General features: G+C 56.1%; 19 protein-coding genes and 1 tRNA gene. 9 read left to right on the top strand and 11 right to left on the bottom strand.

Features of this window, described 5'->3' with window-relative positions; all coding sequences use genetic code 11:
• Nucleotides 1-16: 16 nt before the first annotated feature.
• Entirely contained in the window at nucleotides 17-2,323 is a 2,307-nt protein-coding gene (gene bglX / locus JL015_RS03610; RefSeq protein ID WP_201017434.1) for a beta-glucosidase BglX, read from the bottom strand.
• 272 nt (nucleotides 2,324-2,595) lie between these two features.
• Here bglX and JL015_RS03605 point away from each other — a divergent pair, with 272 nt between their 5' ends.
• The 3 genes from JL015_RS03605 to JL015_RS03595 all read left to right on the top strand — a co-directional run bounded on the left by JL015_RS03605 (nucleotide 2,596) and on the right by JL015_RS03595 (nucleotide 5,374).
• On the top strand, nucleotides 2,596-3,288 hold the full coding sequence (locus JL015_RS03605; protein WP_374063366.1) for a TPM domain-containing protein: 693 nt from the start codon (nucleotides 2,596-2,598) through the stop codon (nucleotides 3,286-3,288).
• A gap of 13 nt (nucleotides 3,289-3,301) precedes the next feature.
• Entirely contained in the window at nucleotides 3,302-3,919 is a 618-nt protein-coding gene (locus JL015_RS03600) for a TPM domain-containing protein (RefSeq protein ID WP_201017433.1), read from the top strand.
• Between the two features lie 237 nt (nucleotides 3,920-4,156).
• Nucleotides 4,157-5,374 carry a class I SAM-dependent methyltransferase gene (locus JL015_RS03595; RefSeq protein WP_201017432.1) on the top strand — a complete coding sequence of 406 codons (1,218 nt, stop codon included), beginning with the start codon at nucleotides 4,157-4,159 and terminating at the stop codon, nucleotides 5,372-5,374.
• Here JL015_RS03595 and JL015_RS03590 read toward each other — a convergent pair.
• Nucleotides 5,367-6,266, bottom strand: a complete 900-nt coding sequence (locus JL015_RS03590; protein WP_201017431.1) for a DMT family transporter — start codon at nucleotides 6,264-6,266, stop codon at nucleotides 5,367-5,369. The two genes, JL015_RS03595 and JL015_RS03590, sit on opposite strands and share 8 nt — an antisense overlap.
• Before the next feature lie 248 nt (nucleotides 6,267-6,514).
• On the opposite strand from JL015_RS03590, the gene yiaY reads away from it, so the two are divergent.
• The 4 genes from yiaY to JL015_RS03570 all read left to right on the top strand — a co-directional run bounded on the left by yiaY (nucleotide 6,515) and on the right by JL015_RS03570 (nucleotide 10,744).
• Entirely contained in the window at nucleotides 6,515-7,663 is a 1,149-nt protein-coding gene (yiaY, locus tag JL015_RS03585; RefSeq protein ID WP_201017430.1) for an L-threonine dehydrogenase, read from the top strand.
• Nucleotides 7,664-7,673: 10 nt separating this feature from the next.
• Nucleotides 7,674-7,997 carry a DUF2025 family protein gene (locus JL015_RS03580; protein WP_201017429.1) on the top strand — a complete coding sequence of 108 codons (324 nt, stop codon included), beginning with the start codon at nucleotides 7,674-7,676 and terminating at the stop codon, nucleotides 7,995-7,997.
• A gap of 79 nt (nucleotides 7,998-8,076) precedes the next feature.
• Nucleotides 8,077-9,591: a diguanylate cyclase gene (locus tag JL015_RS03575; protein ID WP_201017428.1), complete on the top strand. Its 1,515-nt coding sequence runs from the start codon at nucleotides 8,077-8,079 to the stop codon at nucleotides 9,589-9,591.
• An 88-nt stretch (nucleotides 9,592-9,679) separates the two neighbouring features.
• Nucleotides 9,680-10,744: a DUF4118 domain-containing protein gene (locus tag JL015_RS03570; protein WP_201017427.1), complete on the top strand. Its 1,065-nt coding sequence runs from the start codon at nucleotides 9,680-9,682 to the stop codon at nucleotides 10,742-10,744.
• A gap of 111 nt (nucleotides 10,745-10,855) precedes the next feature.
• On the opposite strand, the gene JL015_RS03565 is transcribed toward JL015_RS03570, so the two are convergent.
• The gene (locus JL015_RS03565; protein WP_201017426.1) at nucleotides 10,856-11,917 is read right to left on the bottom strand and encodes an SDR family oxidoreductase; all 1,062 of its coding nucleotides are present in this window, start codon (nucleotides 11,915-11,917) and stop codon (nucleotides 10,856-10,858) included.
• A gap of 177 nt (nucleotides 11,918-12,094) precedes the next feature.
• Between JL015_RS03565 and JL015_RS27890 the strand changes: the two genes are divergently transcribed.
• Complete coding sequence (locus tag JL015_RS27890) at nucleotides 12,095-12,220, top strand: hypothetical protein (RefSeq protein ID WP_268939515.1); 126 nt, start codon at nucleotides 12,095-12,097, stop codon at nucleotides 12,218-12,220.
• 100 nt (nucleotides 12,221-12,320) lie between these two features.
• Nucleotides 12,321-12,476, top strand: a complete 156-nt coding sequence (locus JL015_RS27995) for a DUF6429 family protein (RefSeq protein ID WP_374063362.1) — start codon at nucleotides 12,321-12,323, stop codon at nucleotides 12,474-12,476.
• Nucleotides 12,477-12,708: 232 nt separating this feature from the next.
• Here the strand turns inward: JL015_RS27995 and JL015_RS03560 are convergent, their stop codons facing one another.
• From JL015_RS03560 to JL015_RS03525, 8 genes are all read right to left on the bottom strand, one after another.
• The gene (locus JL015_RS03560) at nucleotides 12,709-12,942 is read right to left on the bottom strand and encodes a DUF7683 domain-containing protein (RefSeq protein ID WP_095068582.1); all 234 of its coding nucleotides are present in this window, start codon (nucleotides 12,940-12,942) and stop codon (nucleotides 12,709-12,711) included.
• Nucleotides 12,939-13,958, bottom strand: a complete 1,020-nt coding sequence (locus tag JL015_RS03555; RefSeq protein ID WP_201017425.1) for a colicin E3/pyocin S6 family cytotoxin — start codon at nucleotides 13,956-13,958, stop codon at nucleotides 12,939-12,941. Before JL015_RS03555 ends, JL015_RS03560 begins: the two co-directional genes overlap by 4 nt.
• 541 nt (nucleotides 13,959-14,499) lie before the next feature.
• A tRNA-Gly gene (locus JL015_RS03550) sits at nucleotides 14,500-14,573 on the bottom strand.
• A gap of 158 nt (nucleotides 14,574-14,731) precedes the next feature.
• Nucleotides 14,732-15,613, bottom strand: a complete 882-nt coding sequence (locus tag JL015_RS03545) for an alpha/beta fold hydrolase (RefSeq protein WP_201017424.1) — start codon at nucleotides 15,611-15,613, stop codon at nucleotides 14,732-14,734.
• 307 nt (nucleotides 15,614-15,920) lie between these two features.
• Nucleotides 15,921-16,613, bottom strand: a complete 693-nt coding sequence (locus JL015_RS03540) for a pseudouridine synthase (RefSeq protein WP_201017423.1) — start codon at nucleotides 16,611-16,613, stop codon at nucleotides 15,921-15,923.
• Nucleotides 16,614-16,654: 41 nt separating this feature from the next.
• Entirely contained in the window at nucleotides 16,655-16,885 is a 231-nt protein-coding gene (locus JL015_RS03535; RefSeq protein ID WP_201017422.1) for a cysteine-rich CWC family protein, read from the bottom strand.
• A complete protein-coding gene (locus JL015_RS03530; RefSeq protein ID WP_201017421.1) occupies nucleotides 16,882-18,363 on the bottom strand; it encodes a sensor domain-containing diguanylate cyclase in 1,482 nt (493 codons plus the stop codon). Before JL015_RS03530 ends, JL015_RS03535 begins: the two co-directional genes overlap by 4 nt.
• Before the next feature lie 102 nt (nucleotides 18,364-18,465).
• On the bottom strand, nucleotides 18,466-21,792 hold the full coding sequence (locus JL015_RS03525) for a dermonecrotic toxin domain-containing protein (protein WP_201017420.1): 3,327 nt from the start codon (nucleotides 21,790-21,792) through the stop codon (nucleotides 18,466-18,468).
• Nucleotides 21,793-21,800 lie beyond the last annotated feature (8 nt).

Here is a 21,800-nt window from a genome sequence, read left to right as displayed (position 1 = left end):
ACGCCGTTATCGGCATTTACAACAGATCGAAGCTTGCTTGTTTCACTGCTTCGGAGTCGAGGCCGATCATGACCTTGAACTCACCTGGCTCGGCCGCGTATTTCAGCTTCGAGTCATAGAACTTCAGGTCGTTCTCGCTGAGGGTGAAGTTCACGACTTTCTCCTCACCCGGCTCAAGCGTGACTTTCTCGAAGTTCTTCAGTTCTTTCACCGGACGGCTGATCGAAGCCGCTACATCACGCAAGTACAACTGCACGATGGTGGTGCCGGCAACCTTGCCGGTGTTCTTGACGGTGACACTGGCGGTCAGCTTGCCTTTGCGGGCCATCTTGGTGTCCGACAGCTTGACGTCGGAGACATCGAACTGGGTGTAGCTCAGGCCATAACCGAACGGAAACAACGGGCCGTTGGGTTCCTCGAAGTAGTGCGAGGTGTAGTTGCCTGGCTTGCCCGGCGTGTAAGGACGGCCGGTGTTCAGGTGCGCATAGTAGACCGGCAGTTGGCCGATCGAGCGCGGGAAGGACATGGCCAGTTTGCCCGACGGGTTGTAGTCGCCAAACAGCACGTCAGCCACGGCGTTACCGCCTTCGGTGCCCGGGAACCAGGTTTCGAGCATGGCATCGGCCTGTTCCAGTTCGTCGACCAGTACCAGCGGGCGGCCATTCATCAACACCAGAACCAGCGGCTTGCCGGTGGCTTTCAGGGCCTTGATCAGATCACGCTGCTTGCCCGGAATGTTCAGGCTGCTGCGGCTTGCCGATTCATGGGACATGCCACGGGACTCACCTACAACGGCCACGATCACGTCGGACTGCTCGGCTACCTTCACGGCTTCGTCGATCATTTCCTGAGCAGGACGTGGATCGACTTCCACTTCGTGTTCGATGAAGTTCAGGTAGTTGAGGATGTGCTCGTTGTCACTGACGTTCGCGCCACGGGCATAGACCAGCTTGGCCTTGTCGCCGACAGCTCTGGTCAGGCCTTCATACACGGTCACCGACTGGTTCGGCCGGCCGGCTGCGGACCAGCTGCCCAGCATGTCGAGCTGACTTTTCGCCAGACCGCCGATCACGGCGATGGTCCCTTGCTTCTTCAGTGGCAGGGTTTCGTTCTGGTTCTTCAGCAGCACCAGAGTCTTGCGGGCGACATCGCGAGCTTCTGCGCGGTGCAGGCGATCATCGGAGTAAGTGTCGGCCGGATCATCGGCGGCAACGCCGATACGACCATAAGGCGCTGCGAACAGGCCCATGTCGTACTTGGCGCCCAGCACTTCACGTACGGCGTTGTCGATTTCCTTCATGGAAACCTCACCGTCCTTCACCAGACCGGGCAATTGCTCGCCGTAGGCCACGTCGTTCATGCTCAGGTCGATGCCAGCCTTGATCGCCAGCTTGGCGGCTTCGCGATAGTCCTTGGCAACGCCGTGTTCGATCAGCTCCTTGATGGCGCCGTGGTCGCTGATGGTCACGCCTTTGAAGCCCCAGTCCTTGCGCAGCAGGTCTTGCATCAGCCACATGTTGGAAGTGGACGGAACACCGTTGATCGAGTTGAGTGCGACCATGACACCGCCGGCACCGGCATCGATAGCTGCGCGGTAAGGTGGCAGGTAATCCTGGTGCATGCGCGTCATGCTCATGTCCACGGTGTTGTAGTCACGCCCGCCTTCGACCGCGCCATACAGGGCGAAGTGTTTGACGGCTGCCATGATGCTGTCGTTCGCGGCGACGCTCTTGCCCTGGAAGGACTTGACCATCACTTCGGAGATACGCGACACCAGATAGGTGTCCTCGCCGAAGCCTTCGGAGCTGCGTCCCCAGCGTGGGTCACGGGAGATGTCGACCATGGGGGCAAAGGTCATGTCCAGGCCGTCGGCGCTGGCTTCCTTCGCAGAAATCCGGCCGGTCAGCGCGATGGCGTCCATGTCCCAGCTGGCAGCCATGCCCAGGCTGATCGGGAAAATCGTGCGATGGCCATGAATCACGTCATAGGCGAAGAACATCGGAATCTTCAGACGGCTATGGGCTACAGCCGCTTCTTGCAATGGGCGGTTTTCCGAGCGTGTAATGGAGTTGAATGTTCCGCCGATCCTTCCTGCGGCAATTTCCTTGAGAATTTTCGGCTGAGGCATCTCACCGCTGATGCTGATAAGGCGCAACTGACCGATCTTTTCATCAAGGGTCATTTGTTTCATCAGGTTGGAGATGAAGGCATTCTTGGCTTGCAGTGTGGCTTTGGCGGAGGGAGCGGTAGTGGAAGTGGCGTCGGCCATTACCGATTGACTGGCCAAACCGACCAGCAGACCTAATAAACACAGCTTATTCATGAATGATTTCTCAAGGCTTTTGCCGGTAACTCGCGTTTAATACCGGGTAGCCAGATTTTGGGTTTTAGACCTTTGGCATTTATTGTGCAAACAACGCGAAGGGTAGACGCTGTTCGTTTCGTTGCCCGAGGCATATCGAATCCAGTCAGATTCGACCGACTCGGGCGTTGGCGAGGGATTATGCCGGGGAACTTCTATTTTGGCTAAGGCGTGTCCATCCAATAGAACAAAAAATCACCGGAGGTCGGGTGTTGAAGTTTGTGTTACAGCATATGTTTTATATAGCGATGTTGTGGGGGAGCGCTCTGAAGGTGCAGGCCGAACAGCTCGCTCTGGTGTTCCCGCCAATGACGGGCAATGTAGTCGACTCGGCGCAAATGCTCGACAGCCAGGCAACGGTGCGTCTGGCGAAAATGCTACAGGCCCATGAGCAAGTGACCGGGGAGCGGGTCGTGCTGGTTACCGTGGTCGACTTGCAAGGCACGACCATCGAGGATTACGGTTCGCGACTGGGCAGCGCATGGGGATTGGGCAGCCAGGGCCGGGACAACAGTGCCCTGCTGATTGTCGACCGCGACAAGCGCAGAGTCCTGATCGAGGTGGGTTCCGCCCTGGACGATCGTCTTACCGAGGCTCAGGCGTCGCTCATCATCAACATGCTGATTGCCCCGGAATTCAACCGCAGCCGCTTTGCCACGGGCATCGAACGTGGCGCGCGGGCCATGATCATGGCGCTGGGCGGTCATGTACCGGACGAACCCGAGCCCTCGACCGAATTCAGCGTCTACGACGTGCAGGCCAGCAGCGATGTGGCCTGGCAGATTGCCGGAGGGCTGATTGTCGGTGTGTTGCTGATTGTGTTTGTCTGCTTGAGAAGGGCCGTACTGGTCTGTGCCGCTTCACGCGAAGGGGCGGCAAGCGGCAAGGGCCGATTTGGCGGCGGCGGGGCTTCGGGCAACTGGTAACAGGACACTGGAAATGGCTTTACTCAATAAAGATGAACAGCAGCAGGTCGCAGAAGCGATTGGTCGTCTTGAACTGCGCACCGATGCCGAACTGGTCACGGTCCTGGCAGCCAGAGCCGATGACTACGCCTACATGCCTCTGGTCTGGGCCGGGCTGATCGGCCTGTTGCTGCCGGGCGTCATCAATTTCTTCATGGATGTGCTGAGCGCCAATGAATTGCTGCTGGCGCAGATGAGTACCTTCATCATCGTGGCCCTGCTGTGCCGTATTCCGGCGGTCACCAGTCATCTGGTCCCGACCGCGGTTCGGCGCTGGCGGGCCGGGAACCTGGCCCGTCGGCTGTTTCTCGAACAGAACCTGCATAACGCGGTGGGCGGCACCGGGATTCTGGTGTTCGTCTGCGAGGCAGAGCGCTACGTCGAAATCCTGGTGGATCACGGTATTGCCACTCGCTTGCACAGCGATATCTGGAAGGCGATGGTTGATGTCTTTACCCAGCAGATCCGGGACGGGCAGGCGGTGCAGGGCTTTCTGGGCTGCATCCATGCCTGCGGGGAATTGCTGGCCGATCATGTTCCTGTGACCCATGAGCGCGGCGAGTTGAGCAACCGGTTGGTGGTTCTGGGATAAGGCCTGTCAGTTACGGTCATAAATCACTTCGTGGGAGGCAGCTTGCTGGCGACTTCACGTACAGACGCAGAATATCTGCCGGTTTTCAGACTTTTTTGCCAGCAAGCTGCCTCCCATACGTTTTGTTTGTGCCTTAACTGATCGGCATCAGTCATACATATTTATTAACCCTGAACCTTCAACCCGCCTAAAATGGCTCCCTTCCTGTTCAGCTCCAGCCGCCCGAGGCGTTTTTCGATGTCAGCCACTGCCACTTCCTCCAGACCCACGCCGGACCATCGCGCGCAGTTCCTGGGTTTGCTGGACACCAGCCTTTCCCAGAACTCTCTCATCAAACTGGTTCTGGCCAGATACGTGGGCTCCGAAGCTGAGTTGCAGCGGGTCATCATCAAGCCGTTGACGGTCAAGGATCAGCCATGCCTGTCATTCGTGTATCGCTACAAGACCCGCGATATCACCAAGAACTTCCCCTTGCGAGAGGCGGTGGATGTCATTGCGGGCTTGCTGCCCGAGTCGTTTAAAAATGCACATTTGCTGTCGCTGACCGATGAGGTGCAACTGGAGTTCGGCAAGAAGGGCAAGAGCACGCTGTTCAAGAGCAAGGCACAGCAAGAGCGCGAGGCGCCATCGGCCGGGCATGATCGTGAGAAGAAACGCTATCTGGAACTCAGCCGTCCATTTCTCGCCGATCTGGGCGTGACCAACAAGCAGCATGAGCTGATCCCGGCCATGTCGCGCAAATGGAAGCAGATCAACAAGTTCATCGAAGTGTTTTCCCATGCCCTGACCTCATCGCCGCTCCAGCTCGATCAGCCGGTCAAGGTGGCTGACTTCGGCTCCGGCAAGGGCTACCTGACGTTCGCGATCCACGATTACCTGTGCAACACCTTGCAGGCACAAGGGCAGGTTACCGGCGTTGAACTGCGCGAAGACATGGTGAACCTGTGCAACGCCGCAGCCGAGCGGCTTGAGCATTCTGGTCTGGTGTTCAAGCATGGCGACGTCCGTAGCGTGGCGCCCAGCGATCTGGACGTGATGATTGCCCTGCACGCCTGCGATATCGCCACTGACTATGCCATTCATATGGGCATTCGTTCTGGTGCGTCGATCATCATGTGCTCGCCGTGCTGCCACAAACAGATCCGTTTGCAGATCCAGAGCCCGACCTTGCTGCGCCCGATGCTGCAATACGGTTTGCACATGGGCCAGCAGGCGGAAATGGTCACCGACAGCCTGCGTGCCTTGCTGCTTGAAGCTTGTGGCTACGAAACCAAGGTGTTCGAGTTCATTTCCCTGGAGCACACCAACAAGAACAAGATGATCCTGGCGGTCAAACGCGCCGAGTCGGTCGACCCGGCGCAGTTGCTGGCGCGTATTCAGGAACTCAAGACGTTCTACGGCATTACCGAACACTGCCTGGAAACCTTGCTCCAGGCAGACGGCTTTCTCAGCTGAGGGATGTGGCCGGTTTTGGCGGCGCAATGACCGATGTCTTGCGCCCCAGCATCACCGTGGCAATGACGGCAGCGGCGAAAACCCAGGTCATCGGTTCGATATGTTCGCCAAAGAACATGGCCGACAAGGCCATGGTGAAGAAGATCTGCAACAGCTGAACCTGGCTGACCCGCGAAATCCCCCCCATCGCCAGCCCTGAATACCACGCAAAGAAGCCCAGGAACTGCGAAAAAAACGCCACATAGGCAAAGGCCCACAAGGTCCCGCTGGACACAGGCCCCTGGTGTTGTGCGGCGAAATAAATGAAAGGGCCGATCAGCACAGGGCTCGACAGCACCAAGGCCCAGCAGATTACTTGCCAGCCGCCCATTTCCTTGGCCAGTCGGCCACCTTCCGCGTAACCCAGCCCGCCTACGGCGACGGCAGCCAGCATCCACAGATCACCTATCTGAATGCCACCGGCACCACTCATCAGCGAATAAGCGAGCACCAATGCGCTGCCCAGTGCCGCGCAGCCCCAGAAGGCCTTGGATGGACGCTCGTGGGACAGCCACGCTGCATAGATCGCGACAAACAGCGGCTGTATGCCGTTGACCAGTGCGCCGTGAGAGGCGGGCAAGGTCTGCATGGCCCAGGCCGACAGCACCGGAAAACCAATGATCACGCCAAAGATCACCAGCGCCAGCCCTTTGAGTTGTTGCCGCGTCGGCCACTTTTCCCGCCGCCAGTACAGCAGCGCCGCCGCCGGAATCGCGGCCAGCAGCGCACGACCGATGCCGTTGAGCAGTGGGTGAAGTTCCTGCACCACGATGCGGGTCATCGGCAGTGTCAGGCTGAAAATGATGACGCCCAGCAGGCCCAGAGCCATACCGGTGTTTTCACGAGAAGACATGATCCCAATCCATTTTTAATGTTTTTTGTATACAGAATGGGCATATAGCCACAGGTCAGATCAATCGTACGTCTACAGCTATGCACAGATTCAACCGTACAGTTGCGACCATCGGTAGCCTGCAGTTGCGCTTCATTGAGCTGGATCAACGTCTGCGCCTGCGCTAAGGCAGAAGCTACAGGCAAACCCAAGGTCCCAGACCCGCCGTCTTGTCGGACACCTGAGCCAGCCAGAGATGAGGATTCGCCATGAGCAGCACCTTTTTCATTCCCGCCGTGAACATTATTGGCTCCGGTTGCATTGATGAAGCCATGCAAGCCATCCGCAAATACGGGTTCCTCAAGGCACTGATCGTCACCGATGCCGGGCTGGCCAAGGCCGGTGTCGCGGCTCAGGTCGCGGGCCTGTTGGTGGAGCAGGGGATCGATGCTGTGGTGTACGACGGTGCCAAGCCCAATCCGACCATCAGCAACGTGGAAAAAGGCCTCGCGCTGCTGCAAGAGCGCCAATGCGATTTCGTGATTTCCCTCGGTGGCGGCTCACCCCATGACTGTGCCAAGGGGATTGCCCTGTGCGCCAGTAACGGCGGGCATATCAGCGATTACGAAGGCGTTGACCGCTCGCAAAAGCCTCAACTGCCGCTGATCGCAATCAACACCACCGCCGGTACTGCCAGCGAGATGACTCGCTTCTGCATCATTACCGATGAAGTGCGCCACGTGAAAATGGCGATCATCGACCGCAACGTCACGCCGATCCTGTCGGTGAACGACCCGAAGATGATGGTCGGCATGCCTAAGTCCCTGACCGCCGCCACGGGCATGGACGCACTGACCCACGCCATCGAAGCCTACGTGTCGACCGCTGCTACCCCGATCACCGACGCTTGCGCCATCAAGGCCATGAACCTGATTGCGGGCAACCTGCATAAGGCGGTTTTTGACGGTACGGATATCGTTGCCCGGGAAAACATGGCCTATGCGCAGTTCCTGGCGGGTATGGCGTTCAACAACGCTTCGCTGGGTTACGTGCATGCCATGGCGCACCAGTTGGGCGGTTTCTATGATTTGCCCCATGGCGTCTGCAACGCGGTATTACTGCCTCATGTGCAAAGTTTCAACGCCGCCGTCAGTGCTGCGCGCCTGACCGACGTGGCTCACGCCATGGGCGCCGATATTCGCGGCCTGTCCCCTGAGGACGGTGCCCGTGCGGCTATTACGGCGATCCGCAAACTGTCGGCGTCGGTGGAAATTCCGTCAGGCCTCGTGGCGCTGGGCGTGAAGGAAGAAGACATCCCGACTCTGGCTGCCAATGCCTTGAAAGACGCCTGCGGCCTGACCAATCCGCGCCCGGCCAATCAGGAACAGATTGAAGGCATCTTCCGTCAGGCTCTTTGAGGAAAACACAATGAGCACCACTTCCAGCGACATCTGCGAAGCCGCCGAGCAACTTGAAGGTTTTGTGGGCTATCACCACAAGCACAAACATTTCATCGTTCGTTTCAGCGAAGACTCTTTTGGCATGGACGTCACCGAAGACAGCATCACCCCCACCAGTGAATTCGTCTGGAGTGCAGGCTCCGGCGCCCAGATGAACCTCAGCCGCGAGCGCCTGCAACTGCTGCTCGACCAGAACATCGACAGCCGCCTGAATATCACCGAACCGCTGCGTGTATACATGCGCCGCCAGGACTTGCCGGAAATCAAAGTGGAGCGCTGGGTGAAGGTGTAAATTCGCACAATACTCGTCATCCCCTTGGGTATGAAATGTGCAGCAAAGCACGGATCTGCCAAGAAAATGACGAGAAACCATGAAGCCCATACCCTTCGTATCGGCCCGGCTCACACCTAAAGCCCTGTCGGCAGGGCTTATAGGTTTCATTGTTCTGGTCTGCGTCTCCCTGATACTGGCCACAGCCTGGCAAATCCAACAGTCGGCCGATGAACGTCTGGCAAATGCCCAAATGGGTGTTTCAAATATTGTCAGTGCTGCCGAGCAACAGGCTCAAGACACCGTCCGTCAGGCTGACAACAAGTTGAGGGATATCGTTGAGCGGGTAGAGAGCGAGGGCATGGACCGGCCCCAGCAACTACGCCTGCACAAAATCATGTCCCAGGACACTGCCACGATGGACAGTATTCAGGGACTTTTCATCTATGACGAAGAGGGAAACTGGATCGCCAACTCCTTCTCGCCAAACGTCAGCAAAAAAAATAACAGCGATCGCGACTATTTTATTTATCACCGCGAAAACATTGATGATTCGATTCATATTGGTTCGATCATCACAAGCCGCACTACCGGAGAAATGGTGATTCCGGTCAGTCGCCGTATTCAAAGTCCGGATGGTGGCTTTGCGGGGGTTGCCCTGGCCACGATTCCTGTTGCTTATTTCCAGCGTTTTTTTGAGCGCATGGAAGTTGATGATAAAGGCGTCATTTTTCTAGCCCTTGATAACGGGGACCTGCTGGCACGTCGCCCGGCAGTTGGGACCTTGGTGGTGACCAATATTTCCAAGGGGGAAATCTTCAGCAGATACCTGCCTGTAAGCGATAGAGGTACCGCCATTATCACTTCTGTAGTGGACGGTATTGAACGGATATATGCCTATCGCCGCCTGCAAGGGCTGCCAATGGTGACGGCTGCGGGGTTTTCCTATGAATACGTATTCTCCAACTGGTGGACATATGCCTACCGCTCGTTCGCCATTGCCGGTTTCATCATTTTTGCACTCACGTTGCTCGGGGTTGTGCTTTACAGCCAGGTTCAGAAACTGCTGAAGGCTGAAAAACAACTCAATATCGCACGCAGCGAACTGGAAATACTGGCGCAAACAGACAGCCTCACAAACGTGGCTAACAGAAGATGCTTCGATGCCGCATTACAGAAAGAGGAAGCTCAATCGCGGCGTAACGGACAAAGTATCGGGCTGATTCTTCTCGATATCGACTGGTTCAAGCAATACAACGATACCTACGGTCATGTTATGGGCGACCAATGCCTGCAACAGGTGGCGCGCCTTATACAGGCCAATATCCGTCGCCCTGCCGACCTGGCCGCTCGATATGGCGGGGAAGAGTTTGTGGTCTTGCTGCCGGATACCGATCTGGCCGGTGCATTGAGTGTGGCTGAACTCATAAGGTCAGCCATCCATGCCGCTGGCATTGAACATTCGGGCAGTGCCTTGAAGGTTGTTACCATCAGTGCCGGCGTGGTCGCTACGCGGTTGTCCGAAGGAGAGAGCTACGCTGCAAGTTTGAGAGAGGCGGATCGGCTGCTGTATCGGGCGAAGAGTCTGGGGCGCAATCGGGTTGAAACAGAGTGACTCCAAGGGGCGGCCTTTGTTGTTAAGCCGCCGGGAAGGGACGTTTTATCAGTCAGGTTTGTAGAGTTTGGTTATTTGGGAACACGTGATGCCAGTTACCCGGTTTGATGTGCGCGCACTGATACGTCTTGATTTGCCCCAGCCCCTGAAATGGGGGCTGACGCTGCTGATTGTATGGAGCGCGTATTTATTGAGAGCAAAAGTATTCACCGCGATTCCACCCTTGCCCATATTGTTTTTCTTGCCGGCCATCCTGTTCTCGGCGATTTTTTTCGGACGGCGTTTCGGTCTGTTTGCCACAGCCCTGAGTTCAGCCATTGCTGCTTATTTCTTCCTTCCCCCGCTCGGCAGTTTGAGTATTGCTGCACCCAGTGGCGCATTCAGCCTCACGCTATTCATCATGACCAGTGCACTTATTACGCTAATGGGGTCGGCATTGCGCAATGCCTACCTCGAAACCGAGCAATTGCAGCGCCAGACGGCCATCGCCCACGATGATGCGGAGAAGGCGCGTGCCCTGGCCGAGAAAGGCGAGCGCGAACGACAGTTGCTGCTCGTAGAGTTCGGGCATCGGGTCAAAAACGACATGCAGCGCACCATCGCCACCCTGCATCTGCAAGCCGTCCACTCTGCCCCCGACGTCGCCTCGGCCCTCAGACAGGCGGCCGGACAGATAAACGTTGTTGCCTCCATGCATGATCGCCTGGCTCACCACGATGGTGAGGTATCCGTTGACATGAATGAATACCTCCAGGACCTGGTCGCCGGGTTGAATTACAGCATGGCCGAAACCCGGCCCATTGAAATGCTTGTAAAGGCACAGGCCCTTACACTGCCTCTGGATCGTGCCGGGGCTGTGGGGCTCATCACCAATGAACTCATTACCAATGCCTTGAAGCATGCGTTTCCCGATGGGCGCGCAGGTAGCATCACAGTAGATTTTTGCCGTACCAACCAACAGTTTGTGCTGACCGTCTCGGACAACGGGATCGGCCTGCCTGACGAAACCACGGACCCCGCGCCGCGACGCAAAGGGCTAGGCCGCAAACTCACAAAGGCCTTGGCGACGCAGTTGGGAGGCGAGCTTGTAGTGACGACGCATGATCCCGTCGGGACTACGACAGTCTTGAGTTTTCCGGTGGTGGAGAGTTGATGTAGGCAGGGATGGTAGTTACACATTGTGAGAGGGGCCTTGGCCGCGACAGCATTGAAGTCGCGGCCAAGGCCCCTCTCACTTAGTGATATGTACGCCTTAACTTATCAGTCAGGGTATCAAGCGCTCAGCGCGCAACCTGTCGAATACATCGAAAAAGGCCTGGTCACTGGCCTGATAGGCGCTGAAGCCCAATGCCCTGCTTTTCGACATATCGGTGACTACTTCGATGGGACGTCCAAGGTCTGCATCGGTGTGCCATGGCGATATCAGGCGGCTGATGTCGGCTTCGCGCAGATCATGCTCTGCAACGATCTGACTCCATGCGCTCTGGTCGTTGGCCATCTGCGTTTCGAGTGGAGAGGGCGCCGATGGAAAGTCGGCCGGTTGCAGGCCGAAGTAGTTGGCGATTTGGCCCCACATCCATTTCCAGCGAAATACATCGCCGTTGGTGATATTGAATGCCTGATTGGCGGCCTCTGGTGTAGTCGCTGCCCAGAGCTGCTGTCTGGCAAGTTGCCGGGCATCGGTCATGTCGGTGAGGCTGTCCCATTGCACCCGTGAGCCGGGAAATACAAAGGGGCGTCCAGTGTGTTTGCTGATGGTGGCGTAGACGGCGAGGGTTGTCGCCATGTTCATCGCGTTGCCCACGGCGACGCCTGTGACCGTATGCGGGCGATGCACGCTCCAACTGAAACCGTCCTTTTCGGCGGCGGCGAATACTTCATCTTCCTGCGCGTAGTAGAAGTTCTCTACATCCAGGCGACCCTGATCCTCACGGAACGGCGTCTGCGGAAGGCTGCCTTTGCCATAGGCCTCGAAAGGGCCGAGGTAATGCTTCAAGCCCGTGACCAGCGCCACGTGCTTCACGCTTGCGGCCGGGCGAACGGCGTCCAGCACATTGCGCACCATGGCGGCGTTGACCCGAATGTTCTCGGCTTCGGTCGCTTGCCGTGACCAGGTCGTGATGAATACATGGGTAGGTTTCAGGTCTGCCAGCGCCGAGCGCAGCGATGCGGGGTCCTGAAGATCAGCAGCGACCGGGATCACGCCTTTCGCGGGGGATGGATTGCGCGAAAGCGCCGCAACCTGCCAGCCGTTTTCAATCAGGAGTCGAGTGGTTTCGCTACCGACGATGCCGCTGGCACCGACGACCAATGCTGTCTGGGTCATAAGGTTTCTCCATGAATTCAGGTGTCTGAAACCCATCGTCCCGGAAAAGTTCAAAGGCGATACCCCGGCGGTTTCTCTGCAATGAGGCAATTGGCAGGAACTGTTATCCACTTGTCAGGCTCTTTTGAATACCAAGCGTAAAACCTGTCTGGACTGATGGCCAAAGGAGGTCAGACCATGAGTGACGATAAGCAGAAGCAACAGGACAAACCCGAGAACGACACCCCCGCGCATTCGACCGAGAAGGAAAGGGAGCGGCTGAAGGACTTCAACAAGAACGGCATTCCGCCTGGAGCATGCTGAGGTCGGGTGTTCACTTCAAAGCCTGGTCATGGTTCAGTAGTTGTGTCGGGCTTTGTGGGGCTGCCTGCAGATACCCACAAGCTCGACATTACTTTTGAATATGAGTGGAGCAACGATCATGAAGTACGACGAAAAACTTATGAGTCGATTGCATGACCACGGTTTCATCAGTAATCCGGTGAACAGGAATAAATCGATCTGGTTGACGGCGAAGGTCGGGAGCGAGGTCGCCAGCAAGCTGCCTCCCTCAAAGTGATTTATGACCTCAACTTATCGGCATCAGCAGGTAGGAGCGGATTTATCCGCGAGACTTCATTGAAGGAGATACATTTTGTTCGGGTGTACGCGCCTCTCGCGAAGAAGCGGAGCGCCGCCCGATTGCTCCTGCCTGTTGGCGTATCGGCTCAGACTTGAGCGACCGTCTGATTCGGGATAGTCGATCTCGATCACAGCCCGCACGCCTCCTGGCAGCCGTGGGAGGTTTTAATTCAACTTACGTTACAGGTCAGTTGAAATATGTGTTTCTCGTCGTTGAAACGCTTACCTGCCAACACCTCGATGCTGGACAGCTGGGTATTGCTAAGGTTGTAACCTTCAATACCTCGCTGCGGTGATGACCAATTCATAATTTCGGCTAGTTGGGCTTCGCAGTCATCTGGTAGAACAATTTCAAAATCTAGAAATTCGTTCTCTTTGTCGAATGCTTCGATGATAAATTTCATGGTTCTACCTGTCTGTTTTTATCTGCGTCTTTGGTTTGCTCACCTGTTTCGTGATTAAACTCTCCAAGATGGGCTCCGCGCTTATTGTATTTCTCAACAGTCCCATGTTGGCTATCCCACTCGAAAATAGTGCCATCTCTTGTCTTCCATCGTTTGCGTAGCCCCCCTCCGCCCTGTATCGATGTTTTCCGTGGGGTAATCCGTGCATCTGGAAAAGCTGTAAGCCCTCTGGGGGCTGGATGATAGCTGTGGTCTCCGCCAAGCGGCTTTGCATAAACCACATACAGCGACTTTAAGCCCGTTTCTGCCGGAAAGACCAGAATACAGTCGTCAGTTGTAATGTCGTCGCCGGGAAGGCCTTCAATCAGGCTGTCCGTGTTTTCCGGGATTGGGTGTACAAGGATGGCACCCAGTTGCTCACTGCTTTGGTCGGGGTAAGTCAGTGGTGGCATTCCTGAAGAGCTGTTTGGCGGCGTCCAGAGAATGGTGATCCCGTTTAGTTCGGCCTCCATCGCAGTTTTGGTTGCGTTCCACTTCACCTGCACTATGCGTACCGAGTCATCACCTGACGCGCCGGTGTGAATGCCGTAGATCTTTGCTATGCCTTCGGCATCACGCCTGAACTGAAAGCGCACCCGTGTTGTGGCCTTGCCCATGCTGCGCAGTTGTTCATCTGTATGGAGTGTGCCGTCACCCATTTTGGTGGGGAGCATGCCCATTATAAAAACGCTTATCGGTCCCCCGGCGCCACGTATTGCCCACGTCATACGCTTTTGCATGATGCCACCGCCAGCAACACGGCCCAGTCCGGCATCAGCACCGATGGCCATTGCCAATGCATCTGCCGACGAAGGCAAAAGCATGGAGGCAACAACCATGATGTTGCCGAAGTTGGAGGCTGGTTCGGTGATCGTTCCTGCTTCTGTGCTGCACCAATTTTCAGCAACGCAGGATTTGGCGAAGACTAGGTCTGCGCGCTGCTTGGGAGATGGCCATTCATCTTTGGGGGCGTACATGGGTTCTGGTATAGAGGTTTTGGCCCACGCTGCCCATGAGGCTCCAGCGTTTGGGCGCTTCTGATGCAAGAGTGAGTCAAAAAAAGAGTCGTGTTTATCCTCCTCCACGTGAAGTCCCTGTATGAGTTCAGACCAAAACGAGAAGGTTGCTGCCCGATAACGCCCCAGGTCAATTTGACTTGGTAACTGATAGTTTCACTGAACCGGTACGATTCAGGGAATTTGATGTGCTTCAACTCAGGCGTGCGCCGCTTTGCCCCACCTCACTTGGCGCCTATGTCCGCGACGGGGGCACATGATCGAGTGGCGATCATCCGTGAGTCATGATTGCGGCTCGCGGCGCTGAGATTGTTTGTGCGTTCGCGGGATGCAGGGCTGATCTTACCGGTCCCATCGTGGGCGCAGCTCACAAAATCTCAAGAGATCTATGCCCAGTGGGTATTGCTGCCAGATGGACTCAGGATGGGGAAATTGATCAATGGTATTGCAGAAGTTAATCAGCAGAGGATGTTGATTAAAAAGGATTTTTCTAAGGAAAGGCTGGAGCGGGTAGAGGGAATCGAACCCTCAACTAAAGCTTGGGAAGCTTTCGTTTTGCCACTAAACTATACCCGCTCTGAGCGGCTGACTTTGTACCAGATGCCCGGTGCGAGTTAAAGCGCTAAATTCATCCAGCCGCGCTTTCTGGCTGTACTGCGCCCAGGGAGACCATTCGCCAGTTGCTGCTTTCCCTGCGTTGGCGAATGGTCCCTCGGCTCTGTCGAGCGCCGGGCTCAGAAGGCGAATGCATGGTGCGCAGCCTGGTTGTAGGCGTGGCGAGCGGGTTCTGCTACTGGTTGCAGAAAACCCATCAGTGCCTTTTTCGAGTCGCGGCAGGCGGCTTTGTGTTCCATGTCCAGAAAGTGTCCGGCGGCTTCGATGGTGCTGAAGCTGCAGTTCTGTACGTGTTGAGCAAAGAGCACCGCGTCGTCCGCTGCGGTGTATTCGTCCCAAGCGCCGTTCATGAACAGTATGGGGACGTTGATGTTCTTCGCAGCGGTCAGGTAGTTGTCCGGATCGAGTTCCAGTACCTGGCTGATGTGATAGTGCATCTGGTCGTATTCATGCAGGTCCAGGCTGCTGACGTGACGATAGTTGAAGCGTTTGAACAGCGATGGCAGATGTTTGCCGATGGTGTCGTTGATCAGGTGGCCCATTTCATAGCGGTTATGGTCGCCCAGGTGCTTCAGGCCACGGTTCAGGTAGCCGCGCATGTGTTCGTTGAGGATCGGCGAGAACGAACTGATGACCGCACTCTCGATGCGTTTTGGCCGGTGTGACAATGCAACCAGTGCCGCGGCTCCGCCCCATGAAAACGACATGATGTGTTCGGCGTTGAAGTGGTCGATCAGCTCCAGCAGTATCTGGCCTTCCATTTCCCGGGTCAGGGGTTTTTCATGCAGGTTGTGCGGCTTGGATTTCCCGGCATAGGGTTGGTCGTAAAGCACCACATTGAACTGTGGATACAGGTTGCGAACGGTCTGGGCAAAGGAAGCGGTGGTGGCCAGCGAGCCGTTAACCATGACGATGGTTTTTTCCGCGGCATCTGCGCGGTAGAACTCCGTGTAAACCCGAAACTGTCCTTGTATATCAAGCACGGCGATTTCTGGCCTCATATGTATGTCTCCTGACTTACAGATATGCGTATGCGCTAGCGCAAATAAAAAAATGCACGGTTTGGTGACAGGTAGGCATTAGCCTTGAAGGCCCATGTCGATCCAAACGATCTGTTCGACAGGTATTGTTATTGGCGGGCAATTTGTCGTGAACCCGAGGGCTCGATACGGCAAAAGGTTTCTTAGAATGCGTTGCTGACTTGCCAGTCACATGTGGACTGACGATTGGATTCAAGCAGGCGATCCGGGAACCCGCAAGTGCCGTTCGTAATTGATCTGGCCGTTCCGCCGAATGGTAGTGACTTTTTCAGATCGACTGAATTTGAGCGCTACTCAGTGCCTGATAGCTGCCGGGCTCTAGCTCGGGGGCCAGGGCCAGAGGCCCCATGCTTTCTCGATGCAGAATCAGTACTTTATTGTCGAAATGACCGAACATCCGTTTTACCTGATGGTAACGGCCTTCCACGATACTGAGCCTTGCACGGCGAGGTCCGAGCAGGGTCAGAGCGGCAGGTTGTGTGGTGATGTTCTCGTAGGCAAAGTAAAAACCTTCGGCAAACTTTGCTATGTACCGTTCGTCGATAACTTGCTCTGTCTCGACGTAATACACTTTTGAAAGTCTGGTTTGAGGCTGGGTCAGGCGACGTGACCACTGTCCGTCGTTGGTGATCAGCATCAGGCCGGTGGTATTGAAATCCAGCCGACCGGCGATGTGCAGTTCATGTTTGTCGGGTTCATCCAGCAAGTCGAGTACGGTCGGGTGTTGTGCATCGACTGTTGCACTCACATAGCCTCGCGGTTTGTGCAGCATGAAATAACGGGCTGCCTTGCCGGCCTGCAGTAATTCGCTGTCGAATTCCACTCGGCTGAACTCGCGCACTTCATGATGTGGATCGCCAATCACCAGGCCATCGACTTTGACTCGCCCACTGGCCAGCGCCAGGCGGACATGCTGGCGGTTGAAGCGGGGCAGGTTGCTGAGAAAGCGGTCAAGACGCATGAGGGTAACAGGGCGATGGGCAAGGAGCGCGCATGGTACGCCTATCGTTCCGGTTTGGCCTGCACACTGTTTGCGATGCCGGCGCAGCGCGGGCACAGGCAGGCCAGGTTGCGGATCTCGGCGGGCAGGGCTTGCAGCACGGCCGGGTCAATGGTCTGCGAAAAGCACCAGCAGGCTTGATCGACCGTGCGTGGGTCCGCCAGTGTGCAACTGTTGCTGAAGCCGCATACCGGGCACAGGCCGGGGTCTGTGTGTGTCGCTGTTGTGTTCATGCCGGGATAGGGTTCTCGATACAGACTTGGTTGCGGCCATTGAGTTTGGCGCGATAGAGCGCGCTGTCGGCACGGGCGATCAGGCTTTGCAGGGTATCACCGCTTTGCAGTTCGGCCAGCCCTACGCTGACGGTGACCTGTAATGGCAGGCCGGAAAATATATAAACGTGCTGTTCGGCCAGTTCACGGATTTTCTCGGCGATGCGTTGGGCGCCTTTGGTGTCGCTGCCCTTGAGCAGGATGATGAACTCTTCACCGCCCCAGCGGCAAATGATGTCTGACTGGCGCAGACAGCTTTTCAGATCATTGGCAAAACCGGCCAGCACTTCATCGCCCGCCAGATGACCATGAGTGTCATTGAGCCGCTTGAAGTGATCCAGGTCCAGCAGCAGCGCCGTAAGGGGCGTGGCTTCGCGTTGCGTATCCTTGAGCGTATTGACGGCCAGCAGGTTGAAGCCTCGACGAGTGGGCAAGCCGGTCAGGCTGTCGAGCGCGGCCTGGGTTTCAAGTTTTTGCTGGTAGCTGATGATGATGCGATGCAGGAGCCCGACAATCACCAGCGTCACGATCAGGCAGATGAACAGGTTCAGGTACAGCGACTGGCGAATGTCGCTCAGGGCTTTTTCTTCCTGTTTGTCGACGAACAGATACCAGTCCAGTTCGGGGATGAAACGCACATTCAGAAAATGACCTTCGTCTTCGGTGCTGTATTCAAAGGTGCCACTGTGAGGTTTGGGCAGCTTTTCCTGCAGGTCACTCATGCTGGGCAGGTCTTGCAGCTTTTGCCCGATCACTGCGCCTTGTGGCCCGCCGCCCGCTCCAGTCAGGACGATGCGTCCGAAGGTGTCGACGAGGTAGACGTTGCGCTCATAGCGTTGCTGGTAGCGGTCAATCAGTTGGGTGACGGCATCGACGGTAAGACCTACTCCGGCTACCCCGATAAACCGGTTGTTGTAGTCGAATACTTTGTAGTTGATGAAAAAGGTCAGGTTGTCTTTGTTGGCCATGTCGGGGTCGAAGCTGATTTCGTAAGGCACGTCCATGTCCCGCACCCGGTAATACCAGGCGTCTCGCGGTTCAAGGGCGCTGATTTTTTTCAGAATGCCTTTGGCGTGGTAATAGATATGGGTGGAATCGGAGATGAAAAAGGATGTGTAGGCTCCGTAATGATCCATGACTTCCTTGAGGTAACGGGTCATTTGTTCCGGGTTGCGTTCGCCATCGACAATCCAGTCGCGCATGAAAGTATCGCGCGACATCATCGAGGAAATGAGAACGGGCCGGACCAGGTCTTTCTGGATTTCCGAATAGACGGTATCCGAGGTCAATGGCAACTCAGTGTTGATAATTGCGTTGCGAATGGATTCTCGTGAAACGTAATAGCTCAACAGTGAGGTTGTCAGAAAGCCGCTTCCGAGCAAAAACACTAAGGTCAGTAATAATGAACGATGAGATGTAATTGCAGAGTGATGGGGCATGAAAGATCCGCTTTCTTGAATATCCTTGAGAGTGCGTATATTAAATGAATCGGCGATTCATTAATAACCGGATATATAAAGCAAGTCTCTGGCCACTTTCAGTCAGGGCGCATTGATAAGCGCCGGAGCCAGATAAACCGGGCTTCGACGCAGGAAGGCGTCAATGGCGGAACATCGACAATGCACCAAAAGAATCCGGTCGTAATGAATACCCTGCGCCGATAATGTCTTGAACAGATCTTCCAGCGAGGGTGCGGACATTGCAAAACGGTTACGCACCGTCAATATATCCATGGGGACGGGCGGGAGGTGCCCTTTGAAAGGCGAGATATTTGAATTGCGCACAATATTGGCAATGTCCTGATAGCTTTCATCGGCCAGAGTCTGAAACTTTGACAAGGTGTAATTCTTCAATCTGCCGTGAACCGAGGTGCCCGCCATGAGTTTGTCGGTCACTACCAGAGAGGGCAGTGAAGATGGCGGTATCGCCAGGGTATTGCCCGCCGTATTCGATATGGCAAATGGGCCGACTTTTTTACTGACGACGCGATGCAGCTTTGGATCGGCAAGAAGATAACCATGAGGTGCATAGGTTTGTATTTCTGTGCCGTTGGGGATTTTGACCGTCGAACTCCAGGGCAGATACTGGCCATGGGTGCTGACCACCAGGGTGCGGGCCTGACCTTTGCTGGATGTCCAGAGCAGAAACTTGCGTCCCAGTTTCCAGGCATGGATAGGCAGGTTGCCATAGCGTGGATGCCCCGGCACGGTCCAGACCTTGAGCATGCTGTCGGTGTGAAAGAACTTCTCCAGACGGGTTTGCCGAGGTTGCATTGAATGGCCAAACAGTGACGCGTGGCTCAAGGGGCGAACGGCTGTGGCGCGTTGTGTGCGCACGATGTTTCTTGCAGGCGTCACGACTTTCTTGAGCGCCCCAAGCAACCTTGGCGTGAAAGGCATCAGGCTGAACAACCCCAATGACAGTGCAGACAGGATCGCCTGCTTCTTTTCCTCGCGACCACTGCCGGGCTGATTGGCCGCTACGATGTTCAGGGACGTGATGCCGATGTCGATGGCCAGTACCGCAATGAACGCAGGGGTCAGCAGAAAAGACATGGGGGCCAGCACCCATTGCAGATGACTCAGACGCTGGGTCCAGTAGCGCAGCGAAAGCTGGGTCGAAGTCACGATCTGTTGTTGGGTCTCTTCCAGGGTGTTCTGTTTCAGTGTCTGGCGCATGAAAGCGAACGGCGAGCCCGGCAGCAGATATCTATGCAGCGAATGGCTTAATGCCTTGCGCACATCGGGGTTGTATATCGCGTCTGTCCAGGGGCGCAGTATCGAAGCAGGCGGGTCTGGTGCCTGGACTCCGCCCCATAACCTGAACAGATAGTTCAAGCGCTCCTGATTGCGGCCCGGTACGTAATTCAGTACGGCCGTGCGCCACTTCTCGTCCCCGGTGGCTTGCCTGAGGTATTCCTGAAGGGCCTCATCGTTCTTGAATTCAATGAGCGCCTTGGGCAGCCCGGCTTGATAAAGCACCCTTTGCGGCTTGTCGGGCTCCTCAAGCACCAGCAGGCCAGCGCAATACTGGTGCTCGACACCTTCAACAAATGAGTTCTGCACTTCAAAGCCCAGGGTGAGCCATTGTGCAGCGGGGTCCGTCAATGACTTCACGATGCTGTCGAAGCCGCTGCGCAGCAGGCTGCCCTGTTTCAGGCAGATCACGGCCTGACTGATCAACATGGCCTGAAATATCTGCTCGATCCTCTGCGCCTGTTGTTCCCAGAATTCATCGAGACGGCGGGACATCAGGTGCAGAAAGTCGATGGCTTTTATCCGTTCTTCGATATCCAGGGCCGCAACCGCAAGCTCCTTGTCGGCTGACCAGACGCCTTTGCCGGTCGTGTCCAGATACACCACCGACCGACCGCCATGGTCGATATAGCCGGCAGGGTATTGCACCCGATAATTGCTCATCAGGGCTTCACTGAGGCTGACGGGTTTCTCGTCGGGTACGTGTACATGAACGGTAGGTCGCAGAATGCTGCCCAGCGGCGTGACCGAGTGCCCGCGTCGATAGGCAATGAAGACGTGATCAGGGTTTAGCTCTGCGCCATGCAGGGTGAGGATGACTTCAGCCATGAGCTGCGCCGCTATTTTCAGCGGTGCGGGGACTTGCCCGAGGATGGGGGCCTTTGTCTGCCAGAGGTCTACCGCTCCTGCCAGGGTCAGGCCACGTGCAATGGGTTTGAGCAGGTCGATATCGTGGGCGCCATCCACGCTTTCCAGCAGGTCGAGTGCGAATGTTTTCTGAGCATCTGTCAGGTGGCTGAACACGTCACCCTGAAGCACTACCGACTCGACCACGAGTGCCAGGCTTTCATCGGCAATGTATTTGTTCAGCCAGAGTCGATGCTGCCTTGAGGTATTCAGGGCATCGAGCAATCGTTGGGTCATCTGGCGCGGCTCGTCACTGATGTACTCGGTGATGGTTGCCGTATCACCCAGGACATGAATGAAGCAATGCGAGGTGTTCAGCGACCTGACCTGAAAGATGCCGGGTACGAGCTGAGCGTTGACAGACAGCATGCGGACCTCCGAGCTGTTTCCTCGTGCGGTCTGTTCCAGCGCCTGGCTGTCGGCTGGAAAGTGCTTGAGCCCCAGTGCATCTAGCGTCAGGTAATAACCGTTGCGGCTGATCTTTTTCCGGGCGAACTTTCGTGCCAGCACATCGAGAAAGGAAAGCCTGGCCAGTGCGCGGTAAGTCGTTTCATGTTTGTGCCAGAAGGCATTGACCTTGCTGGTGTAGTCATCGACCCACGGGGCATTGATGATGAGGTCAAACAGTGTCCTGGAGCTTAGTGATGGCGTATCCGGGGCCGGCAATGTGTCGGTTATCGTGCAGCTCAGCAGGTCTGCCAGCCGGCTCGTGTCGCCAGATATCAGGGCCAGTTCGGTCAGGGAGAGTCGGGCGCTGTAACGCTCGCGCCCACGCTCATCGACCGAGGGCCGGTTTTCGGTCGTGAAGGTGATGTGCAGGTGGTCAGGGTCCAGTTGCTTGCCAGCCTTCTGCAGCAGCAGGGCTTTCAGTTGCTCGCCGATATACGCCCGTCGGGGAGGAGGGCAGTCCATGTCCAGTTGCAGGGTTTTCAACAGCAGGATCGAGTCGGCAAGCAGTTTGAAACCGGGGCTTTTTCTGAGCTTTTTCAGTCGCTGTAGGGCTTGTGTATCGGGTAATGCCGAAGGTGATGGCGAGGCGATCTCCGGCAGCGGTTTTTCGTCAGTCGGGTAATGCAGCGGCGCAAGGGAAAATGCCCCCGAGCCATTGAGGCTGTCTTTTCGTTCCGAATCAGGCCCCGGCAATATGATGAAATCGGGATGCTCCAGATTGGAAGCAGCAGAGAGGGATTTCCAGAGTTCATCCATGACAGTGA

The sequence above is a fragment of the Pseudomonas cichorii genome (assembly GCF_015471405.1).
Lineage (GTDB): Bacteria > Pseudomonadota > Gammaproteobacteria > Pseudomonadales > Pseudomonadaceae > Aquipseudomonas > Aquipseudomonas serbiensis.
This window is presented reverse-complemented; position numbering and strand designations above follow the sequence as displayed.

Bases quoted from the DNA above. Each gene is read 5' to 3' on its own strand.
- bglX (WP_201017434.1), bottom strand. From the start codon at position 2,323: ATGAATAAGCTGTGTTTATTAGGTCTGCTGGTCGGTTTGGCCAGTCAA.
- JL015_RS03605 (WP_374063366.1), top strand. From the start codon at position 2,596: ATGTTTTATATAGCGATGTTGTGGGGGAGCGCTCTGAAGGTGCAGGCC.
- JL015_RS03600 (WP_201017433.1), top strand. From the start codon at position 3,302: ATGGCTTTACTCAATAAAGATGAACAGCAGCAGGTCGCAGAAGCGATT.
- JL015_RS03595 (WP_201017432.1), top strand. From the start codon at position 4,157: ATGTCAGCCACTGCCACTTCCTCCAGACCCACGCCGGACCATCGCGCG.
- JL015_RS03590 (WP_201017431.1), bottom strand. From the start codon at position 6,266: ATGTCTTCTCGTGAAAACACCGGTATGGCTCTGGGCCTGCTGGGCGTC.
- yiaY (WP_201017430.1), top strand. From the start codon at position 6,515: ATGAGCAGCACCTTTTTCATTCCCGCCGTGAACATTATTGGCTCCGGT.
- JL015_RS03580 (WP_201017429.1), top strand. From the start codon at position 7,674: ATGAGCACCACTTCCAGCGACATCTGCGAAGCCGCCGAGCAACTTGAA.
- JL015_RS03575 (WP_201017428.1), top strand. From the start codon at position 8,077: ATGAAGCCCATACCCTTCGTATCGGCCCGGCTCACACCTAAAGCCCTG.
- JL015_RS03570 (WP_201017427.1), top strand. From the start codon at position 9,680: ATGCCAGTTACCCGGTTTGATGTGCGCGCACTGATACGTCTTGATTTG.
- JL015_RS03565 (WP_201017426.1), bottom strand. From the start codon at position 11,917: ATGACCCAGACAGCATTGGTCGTCGGTGCCAGCGGCATCGTCGGTAGC.
- JL015_RS27890 (WP_268939515.1), top strand. From the start codon at position 12,095: ATGAGTGACGATAAGCAGAAGCAACAGGACAAACCCGAGAACGACACC.
- JL015_RS27995 (WP_374063362.1), top strand. From the start codon at position 12,321: ATGAGTGGAGCAACGATCATGAAGTACGACGAAAAACTTATGAGTCGA.
- JL015_RS03560 (WP_095068582.1), bottom strand. From the start codon at position 12,942: ATGAAATTTATCATCGAAGCATTCGACAAAGAGAACGAATTTCTAGAT.
- JL015_RS03555 (WP_201017425.1), bottom strand. From the start codon at position 13,958: ATGTACGCCCCCAAAGATGAATGGCCATCTCCCAAGCAGCGCGCAGAC.
- JL015_RS03545 (WP_201017424.1), bottom strand. From the start codon at position 15,613: ATGAGGCCAGAAATCGCCGTGCTTGATATACAAGGACAGTTTCGGGTT.
- JL015_RS03540 (WP_201017423.1), bottom strand. From the start codon at position 16,613: ATGCGTCTTGACCGCTTTCTCAGCAACCTGCCCCGCTTCAACCGCCAG.
- JL015_RS03535 (WP_201017422.1), bottom strand. From the start codon at position 16,885: ATGAACACAACAGCGACACACACAGACCCCGGCCTGTGCCCGGTATGC.
- JL015_RS03530 (WP_201017421.1), bottom strand. From the start codon at position 18,363: ATGCCCCATCACTCTGCAATTACATCTCATCGTTCATTATTACTGACC.
- JL015_RS03525 (WP_201017420.1), bottom strand. From the start codon at position 21,792: ATGGATGAACTCTGGAAATCCCTCTCTGCTGCTTCCAATCTGGAGCAT.